At 61.7% G+C, this 16,175-nt stretch carries 20 protein-coding genes; 15 read left to right on the top strand and 5 right to left on the bottom strand.

Translation table 11 applies throughout. The annotated features are described in order from the left end of the window. The coding region (locus JNL55_RS24550; RefSeq protein ID WP_293860464.1) for a hypothetical protein at positions 1-215 on the bottom strand (215 nt) is incomplete at its 3' end. A 150-nt stretch (positions 216-365) separates the two neighbouring features. Between JNL55_RS24550 and JNL55_RS24545 the strand changes: the two genes are divergently transcribed. From JNL55_RS24545 to JNL55_RS24535, 3 genes are read left to right on the top strand one after another with little or no spacing between them, the layout of a single operon-like run. Next, a complete protein-coding gene (locus tag JNL55_RS24545) occupies positions 366-890 on the top strand; it encodes a hypothetical protein (RefSeq protein WP_293860462.1) in 525 nt (174 codons plus the stop codon). A gap of 17 nt (positions 891-907) precedes the next feature. Further along, positions 908-1,507, top strand: coding sequence for a fused MFS/spermidine synthase (locus tag JNL55_RS24540; RefSeq protein WP_293860460.1), 600 nt, complete (start codon positions 908-910; stop codon positions 1,505-1,507). Further along, the gene (locus JNL55_RS24535; protein WP_293860457.1) at positions 1,497-2,396 is read left to right on the top strand and encodes a spermidine synthase; all 900 of its coding nucleotides are present in this window, start codon (positions 1,497-1,499) and stop codon (positions 2,394-2,396) included. Before JNL55_RS24540 ends, JNL55_RS24535 begins: the two co-directional genes overlap by 11 nt. 37 nt (positions 2,397-2,433) lie before the next feature. Here JNL55_RS24535 and JNL55_RS24530 read toward each other — a convergent pair whose 3' ends face one another. Beyond that, the gene (locus JNL55_RS24530) at positions 2,434-2,700 is read right to left on the bottom strand and encodes a hypothetical protein (RefSeq protein ID WP_293860454.1); all 267 of its coding nucleotides are present in this window, start codon (positions 2,698-2,700) and stop codon (positions 2,434-2,436) included. A 26-nt stretch (positions 2,701-2,726) separates the two neighbouring features. Continuing rightward, the gene (locus JNL55_RS24525) at positions 2,727-3,038 is read right to left on the bottom strand and encodes a DUF883 family protein (RefSeq protein ID WP_293860451.1); all 312 of its coding nucleotides are present in this window, start codon (positions 3,036-3,038) and stop codon (positions 2,727-2,729) included. 182 nt (positions 3,039-3,220) lie between these two features. Here JNL55_RS24525 and JNL55_RS24520 point away from each other — a divergent pair, with 182 nt between their 5' ends. Continuing rightward, positions 3,221-4,213: a ParB N-terminal domain-containing protein gene (locus tag JNL55_RS24520; protein ID WP_293860448.1), complete on the top strand. Its 993-nt coding sequence runs from the start codon at positions 3,221-3,223 to the stop codon at positions 4,211-4,213. An 18-nt stretch (positions 4,214-4,231) separates the two neighbouring features. Here the strand turns inward: JNL55_RS24520 and JNL55_RS24515 are convergent, their stop codons facing one another. Continuing rightward, positions 4,232-5,044, bottom strand: coding sequence for a hypothetical protein (locus JNL55_RS24515; protein ID WP_293860445.1), 813 nt, complete (start codon positions 5,042-5,044; stop codon positions 4,232-4,234). A gap of 149 nt (positions 5,045-5,193) precedes the next feature. On the opposite strand from JNL55_RS24515, the gene JNL55_RS24510 reads away from it, so the two are divergent. The 9 genes from JNL55_RS24510 (at position 5,194) to truD (ending at position 14,170) form a co-directional block, all read left to right on the top strand. Further along, positions 5,194-6,156 carry an acetyl-CoA carboxylase carboxyl transferase subunit alpha gene (locus JNL55_RS24510; protein ID WP_293860442.1) on the top strand — a complete coding sequence of 321 codons (963 nt, stop codon included), beginning with the start codon at positions 5,194-5,196 and terminating at the stop codon, positions 6,154-6,156. Positions 6,157-6,171: 15 nt separating this feature from the next. Further along, on the top strand, positions 6,172-7,542 hold the full coding sequence (gene tilS, locus JNL55_RS24505) for a tRNA lysidine(34) synthetase TilS (protein WP_293860394.1): 1,371 nt from the start codon (positions 6,172-6,174) through the stop codon (positions 7,540-7,542). A gap of 149 nt (positions 7,543-7,691) precedes the next feature. Next, positions 7,692-9,353 carry a CTP synthase gene (locus JNL55_RS24500; RefSeq protein ID WP_293860391.1) on the top strand — a complete coding sequence of 554 codons (1,662 nt, stop codon included), beginning with the start codon at positions 7,692-7,694 and terminating at the stop codon, positions 9,351-9,353. Between the two features lie 20 nt (positions 9,354-9,373). Continuing rightward, complete coding sequence (gene kdsA, locus JNL55_RS24495; RefSeq protein WP_293860388.1) at positions 9,374-10,207, top strand: 3-deoxy-8-phosphooctulonate synthase; 834 nt, start codon at positions 9,374-9,376, stop codon at positions 10,205-10,207. Continuing rightward, on the top strand, positions 10,204-11,496 hold the full coding sequence (gene eno, locus JNL55_RS24490) for a phosphopyruvate hydratase (protein WP_293860385.1): 1,293 nt from the start codon (positions 10,204-10,206) through the stop codon (positions 11,494-11,496). The genes kdsA and eno overlap by 4 nt, the downstream gene beginning before the upstream one ends. A gap of 11 nt (positions 11,497-11,507) precedes the next feature. Then, positions 11,508-11,903: a cell division protein FtsB gene (gene ftsB / locus JNL55_RS24485; RefSeq protein ID WP_293860382.1), complete on the top strand. Its 396-nt coding sequence runs from the start codon at positions 11,508-11,510 to the stop codon at positions 11,901-11,903. A gap of 28 nt (positions 11,904-11,931) precedes the next feature. After that, positions 11,932-12,633, top strand: a complete 702-nt coding sequence (gene ispD, locus JNL55_RS24480; protein ID WP_293860379.1) for a 2-C-methyl-D-erythritol 4-phosphate cytidylyltransferase — start codon at positions 11,932-11,934, stop codon at positions 12,631-12,633. Beyond that, positions 12,630-13,121, top strand: a complete 492-nt coding sequence (ispF, locus tag JNL55_RS24475) for a 2-C-methyl-D-erythritol 2,4-cyclodiphosphate synthase (protein ID WP_293860376.1) — start codon at positions 12,630-12,632, stop codon at positions 13,119-13,121. The genes ispD and ispF overlap by 4 nt, the downstream gene beginning before the upstream one ends. Beyond that, positions 13,118-14,170, top strand: coding sequence for a tRNA pseudouridine(13) synthase TruD (gene truD, locus JNL55_RS24470; RefSeq protein ID WP_293860373.1), 1,053 nt, complete (start codon positions 13,118-13,120; stop codon positions 14,168-14,170). The genes ispF and truD overlap by 4 nt, the downstream gene beginning before the upstream one ends. A gap of 1 nt (position 14,171) precedes the next feature. Here truD and JNL55_RS24465 read toward each other — a convergent pair whose 3' ends face one another. Then, positions 14,172-14,711, bottom strand: coding sequence for a Smr/MutS family protein (locus tag JNL55_RS24465; RefSeq protein ID WP_293860370.1), 540 nt, complete (start codon positions 14,709-14,711; stop codon positions 14,172-14,174). A gap of 98 nt (positions 14,712-14,809) precedes the next feature. On the opposite strand from JNL55_RS24465, the gene surE reads away from it, so the two are divergent. Beyond that, positions 14,810-15,577 carry a 5'/3'-nucleotidase SurE gene (surE, locus tag JNL55_RS24460; protein ID WP_293860367.1) on the top strand — a complete coding sequence of 256 codons (768 nt, stop codon included), beginning with the start codon at positions 14,810-14,812 and terminating at the stop codon, positions 15,575-15,577. After that, positions 15,574-16,175: protein-L-isoaspartate(D-aspartate) O-methyltransferase (locus JNL55_RS24455; RefSeq protein ID WP_293860364.1), on the top strand; the 602-nt coding region annotated here is incomplete at its 3' end. The genes surE and JNL55_RS24455, both read left to right, overlap by 4 nt.

Below are 16,175 nucleotides of genomic sequence, written 5' to 3'. Positions count from 1 at the left end.
TGGCCGCCACTCAACTCGGCCGGATCATGATCCTTGGCACGTTGCTTGGCTTGCTCCTCGGCGCGGCGGATGTCCTTCTCCTCACTCGGCGACACGTTGCCAGCGTTCTCGATTTCACGCTGACCTCGCTCGGACTCGACGAACTCCGTCGTCGCCTTGCGGTAATTGCGATCGGCAGTCTTATTGCCTTCGCCTTCGTTGCGCGGTGAACCCATGACTTGCTCCTCACGATGCGAGCGTTACTGCTGGGTAAAACGCCCGTCGCAGCCGTGGGTTCCCGGCTCACGACGATTGGTTCATCGCTACCAGCCACACCGAGGTATGCTCTCAGGGTGTACTGGATACTCGCTACAATTTTCATCGTGGTGGCTCTGGCGGTGCCGAGGTACCGCGTCATCGGCGTCATTGGCTGCGTGTTGCTCGGCGCGATGCTGACGTGGGGCATGATTCAGCGCTTGGGTGGCGGCAACGATGCCGACGATGAGCCGAAAGTGCAGCAGCGTGGCCGACCGACGTCGCCGGCGGCGACGTTGCAAGTGATCGCGCCCGATTCGGTACAGATCGAAGACCCGAAAATGACCGGCAGCGGTGCGCCGTTCGAGTTGCGAGGACGCATCGAGAACCGCTCGGATGTGTTGCTCAAGTCCATCACGCTGCTAGTCACGCGCAACGATTGCTTCGAAGGCGCCCTCGATCCCACGGGCTGTGCGGTTCTGTGGCAGGACCGACATTGGATTTCGATCTCGATACCCCCCGGCGAATCGCGGGATTTTTCCAGCTCGGTGTGGATGAGGGGTGCAGCGCCCCGGCCGCGCGGGACCCTCAAGGACGCGTTCAAAGTAGTGGCTGCGTCGGGCGAACTGCCACCGCCGACCTCCCTCTCTAACTAAATCAAGACGGCGGATGCATGCGGCTGTTGTTAAGTTATTTGATTGCGGGCTGGTCGGGCTTTTTTGTGATGGCAGTGGAACTGCTCGGTGGCCGACTGTTGGCGCCGACTTTCGGCAGCAGTATTTATGTGTGGGGCGCCATCATCACGGTGTTCATGCTGGCGCTGTCCATCGGCTATCTGGTCGGCGGTCGCCTGTCCATGAACGCGCCAAGCGTGCGTAAGCTCGGCATCATTCTGATGGTGGCGGCCATCACCGTGTTGCCGCTGTTGTTGTTCGCCGTGCCCATGCTCGATGCCGTGGCCAGCGCGATTCCCGATCCGCGCTTCGGTTCGCTGGTGGGCGCGACGGTGCTGTTCTTCATCCCCACAGTATTCTCGGGAATGATTTCGCCGTATGCCGTGCGCTTGATCGTGCAGGATCGCTCCAGCTCCGGCCGTCATGCCGGTCAGCTGTATTTCGTGTCTACTTTCGGCAGTGCCGCCGGCACCTTGTTGACCTCGTTTTATCTGGTGCTGCTGATGGAAGTGAATCACATCCTAATGGCGCTGATGGCGATTTCCGGTTGCATAGGGGTGGTCGCCTGTCTGGTACGCGGAGAAGCGAATGCGCAATAGTCGATTGGCGTTGCTATTGTGGGTGACCGCGCTGTTCGCCACTCAGGGCGCGAGCGCCAACGACATGAAGCTGTTGCACTCCGAACGCTCGTTGTATCGGGAAGTGCTCGTCTATCAGACGGGCGACGTGCGCTGTATTTGTTTCACGCGCTACTGTCGTATCGGCCGGCAGACCTGCCAGGACGTGAAGCAGCCCAGCCGCATCGTGATGAACTATCCGCAGATGATGCTCGGTGCGCTGTTCGCTCAGCCAGATCCGAAGTCCATCCTGATCATTGGTCTCGGCGGCGGCACCATTCCGCGAGCGTTACGAGAAGTCGTGCCTCAGGCGCGCATTGACGTGGTCGAGATCGATCCGGCTGTGGTCAAAGTGGCGCGTCGTTATTTCGATCTCGGCGACAGCAGTGCAGTGAACGTCATCGAAGCAGATGGGCGAGTGCAGGTGAAGAAGGCGCTACGCGAGCAACAGCGTTACGACCTCATCATGTTGGATGCCTTCGATCACGAATACATACCCGAGCATTTGCTGACCCAGGAGTTCTTGAAAGAGGTGAAGGGGCTGTTGACGCCGAATGGGGTGCTGGTGGCCAACACATTTTCGTCCAGCCGCCTGTACGACCACGAGTCGACCACCTATGCGTCGGTGTTTCCGCAGTTCTTTAATTTGAAGCGTGAGAATCGCGTGATCATTGCCAGTAACGGCTCATTGCCCGATGACACACAGTTAAAGGCCAACAGCGAGCGGTTCGAAAAGGCGTTCGAGTCGTTCGGCTTCAGCAGCGGCAAGTTGCTGCCGTTGTTTTCGCGGAAACAGGATTGGGAGCGCGATGCTCGCATCCTGACCGATCAATACTCGCCGGCGAACTTGCTCAATCTGGGCAAGCACTAGCCGGCGAGGGTGGTAGCCCAGTGACCTTATTCGGGCCTTAGTTGATCGGCCCGCTGATGCGCTCCAATTCCTGGATCGCCAGCATCACATCCTGTAGCTGCGGGCGCTCGCCGCCCGCCATGTTCTCGTCCTGAGCGACCGACAACAGCTCCGCATCCTTTTTCCACGATTCCAGGATGCGTAACTTTTCATCGGCATGCAGCCCGCTGTCGCGAACCACATCCATGGGCTTGCCATACTCACGCGTGGGGTCGCTGATGGCGTCGCAGACCTTGCTTTCATGCGGGCTTGGCGTCTGGCTCATAGCTGCTCCTTATTGATCGCGGCCGGTCAATCGCGGCGGGACGCGAGCAGACCCACCAGCAAGGCGACACCGGCCACTGCGCCGATGATGCCCCACGAGTGATCGCGGACGTAGGTGTCGGCATGGCGGGCGTACTTGCGGACGCGCCGTTGCATCCGGCGGTCGTACAAATTATCGAACGCTTCCTTCACGGTTTTTTGGGTGCGCGCTCGCGCTTCCTGCACGCGATCATTGGTCACGTCGGCAGTGGCACGAAGCAATTCTTCGGCATCGCGGGCGACGCTCTGTAAATCCTTGCGGAGATGCCGGATGGGGGTGTCAAAAGCGCCGTTTCGCATTGGGGGTCTCCTGGAACTCGAAAGCGGGGGCAAACGTCAGAAATGGACGTCGCCCGTCCGCAAAAACAACGCAAGGCACGGCGAATCGGTTCCAAGTAGGATTTGCTGACATGGAGCGGTCCCGGTCTGCGTATGCAACCTTTGCATGTCTGTCCTTTGCACGTCTCAGGAGCCAACGTTTCATGGCCACCAAGAGCAAGACCCCAGCCAAACGCAAACGCGCTCCCGCCAAGCGCAAGACGCCGAAAAAAGCAGCGCCGCGCACGCGTGGCGTATTGCCGGCGGAATGTAGGCTCGACACCCTTCCGCCCGATGCCGCCGCGGTTGCCGAGCGCATCGAGCATGAAGGCGGATTGGTTATTGCCAGTTATTGCGAGCCGCTCGGGCGCAATCCCTTGCTGCTGGCGGCGTTGCCCATCGATCAAGTAGAGCCGACGCCGTTTCAACGCGATCTGTCCGATGCTCATCACAAAAAGCTCTCGGGCGTGATCGATCGCACCGGGCTATTCCTGGATCCGGTGATTGCGATTACCGCGCCCAAGGAAGGTTTCTGGACGCCCAACGGCCGGCATCGTCTCGAAGCCATGCGACGGCTCGGTGCCAAATCCATCATCGCGCTGGTCGTGCCCAAGCGTGAGATCGCTTGGCAGATCCTCGCGCTCAACACCGAGAAGGCTCACAACTTGCGTGAGCGGGCGCTCGAGGTGATTCGTATCTATAAGGGACTCATCGACGAAGATCCGCGCCGGCCGGAAAGCGACTTCACGTTCTATCTGGAAGAAGCGTCGTTGGTGACGTTGGGATTGTGTTACGAGCGCAAAGGTAATTTCGCCGGCGGTGCCTATCATCCCATCTTGCGGCGGCTGCAAGAGTTCTCGTCCGACTCGTTACAAACATCGCTGAAGCTGCATCAGAAGGTGGCCGATCAGGTGTTCGAGCTGGATGAGAAAGTGACGGCTGTGGTCGAGAAGCTCAAACAGCGCGGCTTGGTCAGTCCTTACCTGCGTGCGTTCGTGGTCGCACGCATCAATCCGCTGCGTTGGATCAAGGACGAGCCGCCGCCGCTGGCCGAAGTGTTGAAGACCATGAAAGAGCGGCTCGCCAAGTTCAACGTGGACAAGATCAATCAACAGGATTTGGCCAAGGCGGGCGGCGCACCCGACGCTGAGTCCTGATTCCTGAATCCTGAGTCGTTAAGGATCGGGTACGAAACTGCCGTTGGGAAATGGATTGGGGCGGTCCTGGCCGGCGTAGCGTTCGGCCTTGGGAATCACGCCGCGCGCCATTAAATTCTTTTTCGAATCGTAGTAGATGACGATGGTTTCGACCGGCGCACTGGAGGCGCGCTCGAAGTCGACATACTGCGCCGGCGAGGTTTCGCGCTCACCATGACCGGTGCCCAATCTGCCGCGTTCCTGCCGCGGCGAGTATTCATCTGCGGCTTGCGCTTCAGATTTAGCAGTGGGGGCGGCAGGCGAGGAGGCGCTGTTCTCTCGCTCCGAGAACGGATGATGTCGGCAGCAAGCACGACGCTCCTGAAACACAGCTACGCCGATGACGCCGACATTCTGTGGCCGCCCGGTGCGAGCGGCATATGAATCGGACAGTCTGGTGAAATAGAAGGTGGCGACCTCGTCCAGATTCTTGCGCCAACCCTCAACCTCGACGCCACTCCAGCGATCCAGCACATAGCCGGACTGCTGTTCATCGGCCGTCTTGCCGGTGATTACGTTCACTCCGTCCACACTGGTGACGGCCAGCAGCCGCTCCTCGGAGCGATTGTTGATGCGCAACTCGTAGCGATGGCCCGGCTCGCCGGCCACATACAGCCGGTCCCGATGCACATAAACCGGCAGCGCATAGCCGGCGGTGGTGTCGAAAATCTCCACGCCCGCCCAACGATGTATGTACGAGGGCGGGCTGTCATGACTGGCCTGGCACGGGCCAGGCGCTAACAACGGCAGCAACCCGGCAAGCAGGCCAAGAGTCGAGGTAGGCAGGCGCATTTGAGCTCCAGAGGGGCCCCTTGAGGGACGACTGCTGGCTATAAACGGCAGCTGCCGCGCTTTCGGGTTGGGCCGCCCGCAGCCCGCGCTTGCCCTTCAGGCGGGCGCCCGCTATGTTCGCGCCTCCGCAGGATGAGGCAACTGTTTGCATGGCAATGAATTTCCTGGACTTTGAGCAGCCGATCGCCGAATTGGAGGCAAAGATCGACGAGCTGAAGTTCGTTTCCAGCGACGCCGAGGTCAATATCGGCGAGGAGATCGCTCGTCTGCGCGCCAAGAGCAGGGCGCTGACCACCAGCATCTTCTCCAACCTCAGCCAGTGGCAGATTGCCCAGCTGGCCCGCCATCCGCAGCGACCTTACACCCTGGATTACGTCAGCTCGGTGTTCAGCGATTTCCAGGAGCTGCACGGCGATCGCATGTATGCCGACGATCACGCCATCATCGGCGGCGTGGCGCGTCTGGACGGCCGGCCGATCATGCTGATCGGGCAGCAAAAGGGCCGCGATACCAAGGAACGCGTGCGCCGGAACTACGGCATGCCCAAGCCCGAGGGCTATCGTAAGGCGCTGCGCCTGATGCACATGGCCGAGCGTTTCCAGTTGCCACTGATTACGTTCATCGACACCTCGGGTGCTTATCCCGGCGTCGGTGCCGAAGAGCGCGGGCAGAGTGAAGCCATCGCGCGCAATTTGTTCGAGATGTCGACCCTGCAAGTGCCCATCATCAGCGTGGTGATCGGCGAGGGCGGTTCGGGTGGCGCGCTGGCCATCGGCGTCGGCGATCGCTTGTTGATGCTCCAGTACAGCATCTACTCAGTGATCTCTCCGGAAGGTTGCGCCGGCATTCTCTGGCGCAGCGGCGACAAGAAAGATCTGGCGGCCGAAGCCATGGGCGTGAGCGCTGAACGCATCGCCAAGCTCGGCGGCATCGTCGATGAAGTGCTCAAGGAACCGCTGGGTGGCGCGCATCGCGACCCGCAACTGATGGCCGATACTTTGAAGGACGCGCTGTTGCGTCACCTCAACGACTTGCAATCCAAGCCGTTGGAACAATTGATGAAGAACCGCGAGCAGCGGCTGCGCGGCTACGGAGTTTATAGCGTCGGATAACGGGGTCGAAAGCTCATGTTTTGTCCGCGTGAGCTGCAGATTCGGCTGCAACGAGGACCGGGCGGTGTCAGCCTGCTGCCGGCAGACGCTTCGGTTTGTGTCGCTTTCAGCGGCGGCCTGGATTCCACGGTGTTGTTACATTCATTCGCTCGACTCGCGAGCGAATCGAAAACATATCGAGTGCGCGCCGTGCACATCGATCACGGACTACACGCAGACTCGGCGCTCTGGCGCGAACACTGCGAACGCGAGGCGCGAGCCCTGCAGGTTGAATTCAATTCCATTCGCGTCGATGTGACGGGCATCGATGAGTGGGGATTGGAAGCGGCCGCGCGGGACGCTCGTTACGCCGCGTTCGCGAACGAGTTGCGTGCCGGCGAGCATCTGCTGGTCGCACAGCACGCCGACGATCAACTCGAAACGGTGCTGCTGGCACTGATGCGTGGCGCCGGTGTGCTGGGCTTGGGCGCCATGCAAACCATCGAGCCGTTCGCTCGCGGGATGTTGGTTCGGCCGCTGTGGAGTTTCACTCGCGCCGAATTGGCAGTGTGGGCGAGGGCGGAAGGCCTGCGTTGGCTCACCGATCCTTCCAACGCCAATCATGCGATGGATCGCAACTTCGTTCGGCATCGGGTGGTCGAGGTGTTACGCGAGCGCTGGCCGTCGGCGGCGCAGACAGCGTTGCGTTCCACTCAGCATCTGCAGGAAGCGTGGCGGACGTTGGCGCAATTGGCGGCGTTGGACGCCGAGCGCGCCATCGATGGTGACTGTCTGGAGGTCGCAGCGCTGGCGGTGCTCAGTCCCGAACGTCGGCGTAACTTGCTTCGTTATTGGATCCGACGACGCGGGGCTCGGGCACCTTCGACGCGCAAGCTCGCCGCCATCGAGCACGACATGCTGGCTGCGAGCCAGGATCGAGTGCCGTGTATCGCCTGGGACGGCTGGGAGCTGCGCCGGCATCGCGGCTGGCTGTACTGCGAGCCGCAGTTGCCAGCGCTGGATGCCGAGCAGGTGCTCGACTGGCACCGTCAGTCGTCGTTGGACTTGCCGGCGAGTCTAGGTAGGTTACGCATGGTTCCGGCGGAGGCGGGCGCACTGAGTGCAGCTAAGCTGCCGGCAACTTTGACCGTGCGCTTTCGCGCCGGTGGCGAGACCTTGCAGCCGGTCGGGCACGCGTTTCACCACAAACTGAAAAAGCTGCTGCAAGCGTCGGCCATCCTGCCGTGGTGGCGCGAGCGTGTGCCGCTGATTTACGCCGGCCAGCAACTGGTCGCTGTCGGCGATTTGTGGATCGCGGCCGAGTTCGCCGCCGCCGACGGCGAGCCTGGCATGACCATCGCGTGGGAGCCGCGGCCCAGCCTCGTCGCTACCCGACCCAACAGATAGACGATTTCTATCCGTCTTTGTCTATCCGTGGTGCGTGTCTTGAGATACACTGCGCTCCCGTCGTGATTCTCAGTGATGTGCCTCCACCAACGTGTGCCGGGCGGCGTCACCGACTCCAGATCCCACTCTTCTTTGCGACGGTGCTTACGATGACGCGTTTTATTTGTGTAACCGGCGGTGTTGTTTCCTCGCTGGGTAAAGGCATTGCCGCGGCTTCCCTGGGCGCCATTCTGGAATCGCGCGGCCTCAAGGTCAGCATGGTGAAGCTGGACCCGTACATCAACGTGGATCCGGGCACCATGAGCCCGTTCCAGCACGGCGAAGTGTTCGTGACCACCGATGGCTACGAGAGCGATCTCGACCTCGGCCATTACGAGCGCTTCGTGCGCACCACCACTTCACGTAATTCCAACTTCACCACCGGCCGCATCTATGAGCGCGTGATCGCCAAAGAGCGTCGTGGCGATTATTTGGGCGCGACGGTGCAGGTCATCCCGCACATCACCGACGAGATCAAGCACTGTATCCGCATGGGTGCCGGCGACGCCGACATCTGCATGGTGGAGATCGGCGGCACGGTGGGCGACATCGAGTCGTTGCCGTTCCTCGAGGCGATCCGTCAGTTGGGCGTGGAGCTGGGCCGGAACAACGTGCTCTACATGCACCTGACCTTGATTCCGTACATCCCGAGCTCGGGCGAGATCAAGACCAAGCCCACTCAGCACTCGGTCAAGGAGCTGCGCTCCATCGGTATCCAGCCCGACATCCTGGTGTGCCGTTCGCAGAATGCCGTGCCGGCCGAGCATCGTCGCAAGATTGCGCTGTTCACCAACGTGGAAGAGCGCGCCGTGATCTCGGCATTGGATGCCGACGATCTGTACAAGATTCCGCAGATGTTGCACGAAGAAGGCCTGGACGACATCGTGGTCGACAAGCTGCGCCTGGACGTGCCGCCGGCCGATCTGAGCGAATGGAAGCAGGTGGTGAACTCCAAGGCCAATCCGGAGGCCAAGGTCACCATCGCGATGGTCGGCAAGTACGTCAATCTGCGCGACTCTTACATCTCGTTGACCGAAGCGCTGACTCACGCCGGTGTGCGCACTCGTACGCGCGTCAACATCCAGTTCGTCGAAGCGACGGACGTGGAGAAGCACGGCACGGGTTGCCTGGAAGGCGTCGACGCCATTCTGGTACCGGGCGGCTTCGGCGAGCGTGGTGTCGAAGGCAAGATGCAGGCGATCAAGTTCGCGCGCGAGCGTCAGATCCCGTACCTGGGCATCTGCTTGGGTATGCAGCTGGCCATCATCGAATTCGCTCGCAACATCGCCGGCCTGCAGGGCGCGCACTCCACTGAGTTCAACCGCGCTTCGCCGCATCCGGTGGTGGCGCTGATCACCGAATGGCAGGACGAGAAGGGCGCTGTCGAACAGCGCAGCGAGAAGTCGGAAATGGGCGGCACGATGCGCCTGGGCGCTCAGGAAGCGCGCTTGTCGCACGGCTCGAAGGCTCATCAAATTTATGGCTCGGACACGGTGATGGAACGTCATCGCCATCGGTACGAGTTCAATAATCGTTATTTGCAGAAGCTGATGAACGCGGGCCTGCGCTTCTCGGGCTTCTCGCGTGACGGTCTGGTGGAAATGGTCGAGCTGCCGTCGCATCCGTTCTTCGTGGCCAGCCAGTTCCATCCGGAATTCCGCTCCACGCCGCGCGATGGTCATCCGTTGTTCTCCGGCTTCGTGAAGGCTGCGCGTGCGTATCACCAGAACCAGCAGCCGGAAGAGAAGCGCGTCGCGGTCGGTGGCGCCTGATTTAGCTATATCGAGACATCATGCGACTGCTGAACTTCGACGTCGGGCCGGATAAGCCGTTCTTTCTGATCGCGGGACCGTGCGTCATCGAGAGCGCCGGCTTGAACATCGACGTCGCCGGCCAGCTCAAGGAACTGGCGACGCGTTTGAACGTGCCGTTCATCTTCAAGTCATCGTTCGACAAGGCCAACCGGTCGTCCGTAAACAGCTTCCGTGGCCCGGGCATGGAAGAGGGCCTGCGCATCCTGTCCGAAGTGAAGAAACAGATCGGTGTGCCCGTGCTCACCGACGTGCACGAAGACACGCCGTTCGCCGAAGTGGCCGAAGTCGTGGACGTGATGCAGACGCCGGCGTTCCTGTGCCGTCAGACCAATTTCATCGTCAATGTCTGTTCCCACAATCGACCCGTGAACATCAAGAAGGGTCAGTTCTTGTCGCCGTGGGAAATGGGCAACGTGGTCGAGAAGGCGCGTTCCACTGGCAATCAACAGATCATGGTGTGCGAGCGTGGCTTCACATTCGGTTACAACAATTTGGTGTCCGACATGCGTTCGCTCGCGGTGATGCGTGAGACCGGCGCGCCGGTGGTGTTCGATGCGACTCACTCGGTGCAATTGCCGGGCGGCAAGGGCACTTCATCCGGTGGTCAACGCGAGTTCGTGCCGGTGCTGGCGCGTGCGGCAGTGGCGGCCGGTGTCTCCGGCTTGTTCATGGAGACGCATCCCGATCCCGCCAAAGCTTTATCCGACGGCCCGAATGCCTGGCCGCTGGCACGCATGGAAGCGTTGCTGACAACACTGAAGGAATTGGATCAAGCCGTGAAGTCGCGGCCTTACGAGGAAAGTTTGTTATGAGCAAGATCGTCGACATCCGCGGCCGCGAGATCATCGATTCGCGCGGCAATCCAACCGTGGAGGCCGATGTATTTCTGGATTCCGGCGCGGTAGGTCGCGCTGCAGTCCCGTCCGGCGCCTCGACCGGTGCGCGTGAAGCCATCGAACTGCGCGACGGCGATAAAGCGCGCTATCTCGGCAAGGGCGTGCTCAAGGCTGTCGCCAACGTCAATGGCGAGATCAAGAAGCTGCTGGTCGGTCGCGATGCTGGCGATCAAGCCGCCATCGATCAGGCCATGATTCAGCTCGATGGCACCGAGACCAAGTCGCGCCTGGGCGCGAATGCGTTGCTCGCGGTGTCGCTGGCCAACGCGCATGCGATGGCCAAGGAAACCAAACAATCTTTGTTCCGCCGCTTGGGCAGCTCCAAGACCCTGCCGGTGCCGATGATGAACATCATCAACGGCGGCGCGCATGCCGACAACAGCGTCGACATTCAGGAGTTCATGATTCTGCCGGTCGGCGCTCCGTCGCTGTCCGAAGCGCTGCGTTATGGCGCTGAAGTGTTCCACACGCTCAAGAAGGTTCTGCACGAGCGCAAGCTTGCGACCTCGGTGGGCGACGAGGGCGGCTTCGCGCCGGACCTGCCGTCCAACGAAGCGGCGCTGGAAACCATTCTGGAAGCCATCGATCGCGCCGGCTACAAGGCTGGCAAACAGATTTTCTTGGGCCTGGACGTGGCCAGCACCGAGTTCTTCAAGGACGGTGTCTATCACCTCGAGTCGGAGAATCGTAAGTTCACGTCCGCACAGTTCGCCGACTATCTGGAAGGCCTGGTGGGCCGCTATCCCATCGTGACCATCGAAGACGGCATGAGCGAGGACGATTGGGACGGTTGGTCGTTGCTGACTCAGCGCATCGGCAAGAAGGTGCAGCTGGTGGGCGACGATTTGTTCGTCACCAACACCAAGTTCCTGAAGCAGGGCATCGATCGCAACATCGCCAATTCGATTCTGATCAAGGTGAACCAGATCGGCACGCTGACCGAGACCGTGGCTGCCATCGACATGGCGGTGGATGCGGGCTACTCGGCGGTGGTGTCGCATCGCTCGGGCGAGACTGAGGATTCGACCATTGCGGATATCGCGGTCGCGACTCGCGCCACGCAGATCAAGACCGGCTCGATGTCGCGTTCGGATCGTATTGCCAAGTACAACCAGCTGCTGCGTATCGAGCAGGAGTTGGGCAGCGAAGCCAAGTACGCCGGCGTCGAAGCACTGCCGGTGCCGCTGCCTGGCATCTCATGCTAAATAACTGACGCATGAAATTTCTCGCCGCCGGCCTGGTCCTCATCCTGGTACTGCTGCAGTACCGGTTGTGGCTGGGCGACGGCGGCATGCGTGAGGTCCATCGGTTGCGCGCCGAGATCGAGGTTCAGAAGGATCAGAACCGCGAGCTCAAGGAGCGCAATCGCACGCTGGCGGCGGAAGTGCAGGACTTGAAGAAGGGCACTGTCGCCATCGAGGAGCGTGCCCGCACCGACCTCGGCATGGTCGGTCGCGGCGAAACCTTCTATCAAGTGGTCGAGCCCAACAAGGCACCCGCCGAGCCCGCGCCGAACGCTTCGGCCGAGGAGCCGGAAGAGAGCGGCGGTGCCTCACGCGGCGGCAGATCGCCGGCCAGCGTCATCCAGGCGCGCCGGCCGAACGAAAACTAGCGGTTAGTTCGGCGTCCGAGGTTCCGTAGTGGAGAGCAGATTTTGGGTGATCGTGCCCGCGGCCGGTAGTGCCCGCCGTATGGGCGCAGCTGTGCCCAAACAATATTTATCGCTCGCCGGTCGCAGCGTGATCGAATGGTCGCTTGCGCCGTTCCTGGCGCACCAACGCACTGCCGGCATCGTCGTGGTGCTGGCCGAGCAAGATGCTCGCTGGACGCAAACTGGTCTGGCTGGCAATGCGAAGATCACGACAGCGAGCGGCGGCGCGGAGCGCATGGACTCGGTGCTGGCGGGGCTCAAAGCTCTGCAGGGCCGTGCCACGGCGGAGGACTGGGTGTTGGTGCACGATGCAGCCAGGCCTTGTTTGACGACCACGGACGTCGACAAATTGCTTTCTGAATTGAGCGACGACCCGGTGGGCGGACTGCTCGCCGCGCCAGTCGTAGATACATTGAAGCGTGCCGACGCTAGCGGTCGGGTCGCGCAAACCGTGACAAGAGAAAAACTTTGGCGAGCCCTGACTCCACAAATGTTTCGTCGTGACGTTTTGCAGCGGGCACTCGAAGCTGCGCTCGCCAGCGGCGTGGCAGTGACCGATGAAGCTCAGGCAGTCGAAGCGCTCGGCTTACAACCCAAGCTGGTCGCAGGCTGCGCGGACAACATCAAGATCACCTTGCCGGAAGATCTGCTGCGTGCCGAACGCATTTTGAAATCACGGAGCGCGGCATGACTTCCAGATTGCGCATCGGGCAGGGCTACGATGTCCATGCTTTCACCGCCGGCGATCATGTGACGCTCGGTGGCGAAAAGATTCCCCATAGCCACGGCATCCTCGCGCACTCCGACGGCGACGTCTTGTTACATGCGATCTGCGATGCGCTGTTGGGGGCCGCTGGCCTCGGCGACATCGGCATGCACTTTCCAGACACCGATCCACGTTGGAAGGGCGCTGACAGTCGCGCCTTCGTGAAGCACGTTCGCGATCTGCTCAAGGAACGTGACTTCGTGATCGTCAACGTCGACACCACGGTCATTTGCGAAGCCCCGCGGCTGGGCAAATATCGAGAAGCGATGCGTACCAATATTGCCGCCGATCTGGGCGTCAACATCACACGCGTCAATATCAAAGCCACCACTAGCGAAAAGATGGGTTTCATCGGGCGTGCCGAAGGACTGGCGTGTCAGGCCATCGCGCTGATCGAGCATATTGCCGGATGAATACAGTCGAGCTAATCAATCTGCCGTGTGCGCACGGCGGACCGGCAGGTAGTGCACGTTTGCGGGCCGCCCCGGAAGATTTCCTGGTCCGCGAATGGCTCGGTTTCGAAGCCGACGGCGATGGCGATCATCTGCTGCTGAAAGTCCGCAAGCGCGGCGCCAACACCATGTGGGTGGCCAAGCAGCTGGCCAGAATCGGCAAGATCCAGCCGCGCGATGTGGGCTTCGCTGGTTTGAAAGATCGCGACGCGGTTGCCGAACAAGCGTTCACGGTGCCGGGGCGTTCGGCGGTGCCGAACTGGCTCGGCGTCACCGGCGATGGCTTCGAAGTCATCGACGCGGCCCGCACCCGTCGCAAACTCAAGCGAGGTGCATTGAAGGGCAACGACTTCGTGCTGGTGCTGCGCGACTTCGTGGGCGATGTGTCGCTCCTCGAACAACGTTTGCAAACACTCGCCGCCCAAGGCGTGCCCAACTATTTCGGGCCGCAGCGGTTTGGTCACAACGGTAACAACGTCACTGCGGCGGTCGCTTGGTTCGAAGGCGGTCCGGCACCGGAACGGGCGGAGCGGGGCTTCGCCCTGTCAGCGGCACGCTCAGTGATTTTCAACGCCGTGCTGGCCGAGCGCATCCATGCCGGGACTTGGAATCAGTTGCTCGATGGCGATGTGGTGAACCTCAACGGCAGCGGCAGCATCTTCGTGCCCGAGGCCATCGACGACACGTTGCGTGACCGCTGTCAGCAGCTCGATGTGCATCCCACGGGGCCGATGTGGCACGGCGAGCCGTTAGCCACCACGGGGGCCATAGCGGCGCTGGAGGCACGCATCGGTCAGCAACACGCCGTGCTCGCGACTGGCTTGTCGAAGGCCAAGCTCGAGCCGGAGCGTCGGCCGTTGCGTGTGCCGGTGAGGGAGCTGGTCTGGCGCATCGAAGGCGCCGACGTCCATCTACAATTCCGCCTGCAGCGTGGCTCGTTCGCCACCGCGGTCTTGCACGAGCTGATCGACAATGCGTTTCAGGCGGAGACACCCGAAGCTGATGTGTGAGCTAGCGCTTGACCTTCAGCAGCACGTACACGGCGCCGCTACCGCCGTCGACCTGGCGTGCCGAGCCGAAGGCTTGGATTTGGTCGATCCGTTGCAACCATTGGTTGACGACGTTCTTCAGCACCGGGCCGCGCGGTCCGGAGCGGCGACCCTTGCCATGAACGATGCGCACGCAGCTCATGCGTCGAACCACGGCCTCGGTAATGAACTCCCGGAGCGCCGCCTTGGCCTCGGCTCCGGTCATGCCGTGCAGATCGATCTCGCCGTCGACCACATACTGGCCGCGACGCAGCTTGGTCAGCACGCCCTCGGGAATGTGCGGCCGGCGGAAACTCAGCTCGTCGCCGGTGGCCAGCGCCGCTTCATCGCTCGGCGGCAGCAGGCTCTCTTTCAGAACCTCCTTCTGGTCCGCCCTGGTAAAGCGCGCGCGCGGCGGCGGTTTGGGCGCCGATGGGGCACGTTTGTCAGTCGTCCGCAGGCGGCGCACGTCGCGCATGGCCTCGCGGAAGCTCGGGTCGTCACCATCCCGCTCGTCGTTCACCAAGTACTCCAGTCTTCCACTGGCTCTGCTCTCAAGTTGAGGCTCGGATTCCAGTATAGTTCGGCGCCGCAAGCTTCCATGAACATTCCTGGCGCGGCATGAAGATCCTTCTGAGCAACGACGACGGCTATCGCGCCGAAGGTCTGCGGGCCTTGGGTGAGGCGCTCGCGCCGCTCGCCGACCTGACGGTGGTGGCGCCGGACCGCAACCGCAGCGGTGCCAGTAACTCACTGACGCTCGACATGCCGTTGCGCGTGGTGCCATTCGATGAACGCAAATTCCTGGTGGTGAACGGCACCCCCACGGACTGTGTGCACCTGGCCGTCTCCGGCCTGTTCGAAGGCGAGACCGATCACGACATGGTGGTCTCGGGCATCAACGACGGTGCCAACCTGGGCGACGACGTGCTCTATTCGGGCACGGTCGCGGCGGCCATCGAGGGGCGCTTTCTGGGACTGCCGGCGATTGCGATGTCGCTGGTCATCAAGCCGGACTCAGGCAATCACTTCGAGACTGCCGCGCGCGTCGCGGCCGAGTTGGTGATGCGCATTCAGCGCTCGCCGTTACATCAGGCCACCATCCTCAACGTCAACGTGCCCGATGTGCCGTTCGAGCAACTGCGGGGCTATCAGGCGACGCGGCTGGGCTTCCGGCATCGTTCCGAACCCATCGTACGCATGGCCGATCCGCGAGGTCGACCGGTGTATTGGGTGGGGCCGGCGGGCGGTAGTCAGGATGCCGGGCCAGGCACGGACTTCCATGCCGTCGCCAACAACTATGTGTCGGTGACGCCGTTACAAATCGATCTGACGCGACATTCGATGCTCGACGACATGCGCAGCTGGTTGCAGGGGCGAGCTGAATGAAGCCACCCGCGCCACCGAAGACCAACAATGGTAATCGTGCCGGCATCGGCATGACGTCGGCGCGCACGCGCGAACGTTTGGTGCAGCGTCTGCGCGATCAAGGCATCGTCAATGCGGCGGTGCTGGATCAGATTCGCAATGTGCCGCGCCATCTGTTCGTCGATGAAGCGCTCGCGACGCGTGCATACGAAGATACAGCGCTGCCGATCGGCCACGGCCAGACGATCTCACAACCGTTCGTGGTCGCACGCATGACCGAGGCGATGATCGAAGCGGGCACGCCGGGCAAAGTGCTGGAGATCGGCACCGGCTGCGGTTATCAAACCGCGGTGATGTCGCCGTTGGTGCGTTTCATCTACAGCATCGAACGCATCGGCGCCTTGCAGGAACGCGCACGCCAGCGGCTGCGGGAACTGAATATCTCCAATGTCCATTTACGTCATGGCGACGGCTTTCAGGGCTGGAGCGGGCACGCGCCTTACGATGCGATTCTGATGGCCGCCGCGCCGCTCGCGATCCCTGATGTGTTGTTCACGCAGCTGGCACCGGGCGGCCGGTTGATCGCGCCGGTGGGTCCGGAAGGTCGGCAACAGTTAGT

It is taken from the genome of Steroidobacter sp., from assembly GCF_016790065.1.
GTDB lineage: Bacteria > Pseudomonadota > Gammaproteobacteria > Steroidobacterales > Steroidobacteraceae > Steroidobacter.
This window is presented reverse-complemented; position numbering and strand designations above follow the sequence as displayed.

Bases quoted from the DNA above. Each gene is read 5' to 3' on its own strand.
- JNL55_RS24540 (WP_293860460.1), top strand. From the start codon at position 908: ATGCGGCTGTTGTTAAGTTATTTGATTGCGGGCTGGTCGGGCTTTTTT.
- JNL55_RS24535 (WP_293860457.1), top strand. From the start codon at position 1,497: ATGCGCAATAGTCGATTGGCGTTGCTATTGTGGGTGACCGCGCTGTTC.
- JNL55_RS24530 (WP_293860454.1), bottom strand. From the start codon at position 2,700: ATGAGCCAGACGCCAAGCCCGCATGAAAGCAAGGTCTGCGACGCCATC.
- JNL55_RS24525 (WP_293860451.1), bottom strand. From the start codon at position 3,038: ATGCGAAACGGCGCTTTTGACACCCCCATCCGGCATCTCCGCAAGGAT.
- JNL55_RS24520 (WP_293860448.1), top strand. From the start codon at position 3,221: ATGGCCACCAAGAGCAAGACCCCAGCCAAACGCAAACGCGCTCCCGCC.
- JNL55_RS24515 (WP_293860445.1), bottom strand. From the start codon at position 5,044: ATGCGCCTGCCTACCTCGACTCTTGGCCTGCTTGCCGGGTTGCTGCCG.
- JNL55_RS24510 (WP_293860442.1), top strand. From the start codon at position 5,194: ATGGCAATGAATTTCCTGGACTTTGAGCAGCCGATCGCCGAATTGGAG.
- tilS (WP_293860394.1), top strand. From the start codon at position 6,172: ATGTTTTGTCCGCGTGAGCTGCAGATTCGGCTGCAACGAGGACCGGGC.
- JNL55_RS24500 (WP_293860391.1), top strand. From the start codon at position 7,692: ATGACGCGTTTTATTTGTGTAACCGGCGGTGTTGTTTCCTCGCTGGGT.
- kdsA (WP_293860388.1), top strand. From the start codon at position 9,374: ATGCGACTGCTGAACTTCGACGTCGGGCCGGATAAGCCGTTCTTTCTG.
- eno (WP_293860385.1), top strand. From the start codon at position 10,204: ATGAGCAAGATCGTCGACATCCGCGGCCGCGAGATCATCGATTCGCGC.
- ftsB (WP_293860382.1), top strand. From the start codon at position 11,508: ATGAAATTTCTCGCCGCCGGCCTGGTCCTCATCCTGGTACTGCTGCAG.
- ispF (WP_293860376.1), top strand. From the start codon at position 12,630: ATGACTTCCAGATTGCGCATCGGGCAGGGCTACGATGTCCATGCTTTC.
- truD (WP_293860373.1), top strand. From the start codon at position 13,118: ATGAATACAGTCGAGCTAATCAATCTGCCGTGTGCGCACGGCGGACCG.
- surE (WP_293860367.1), top strand. From the start codon at position 14,810: ATGAAGATCCTTCTGAGCAACGACGACGGCTATCGCGCCGAAGGTCTG.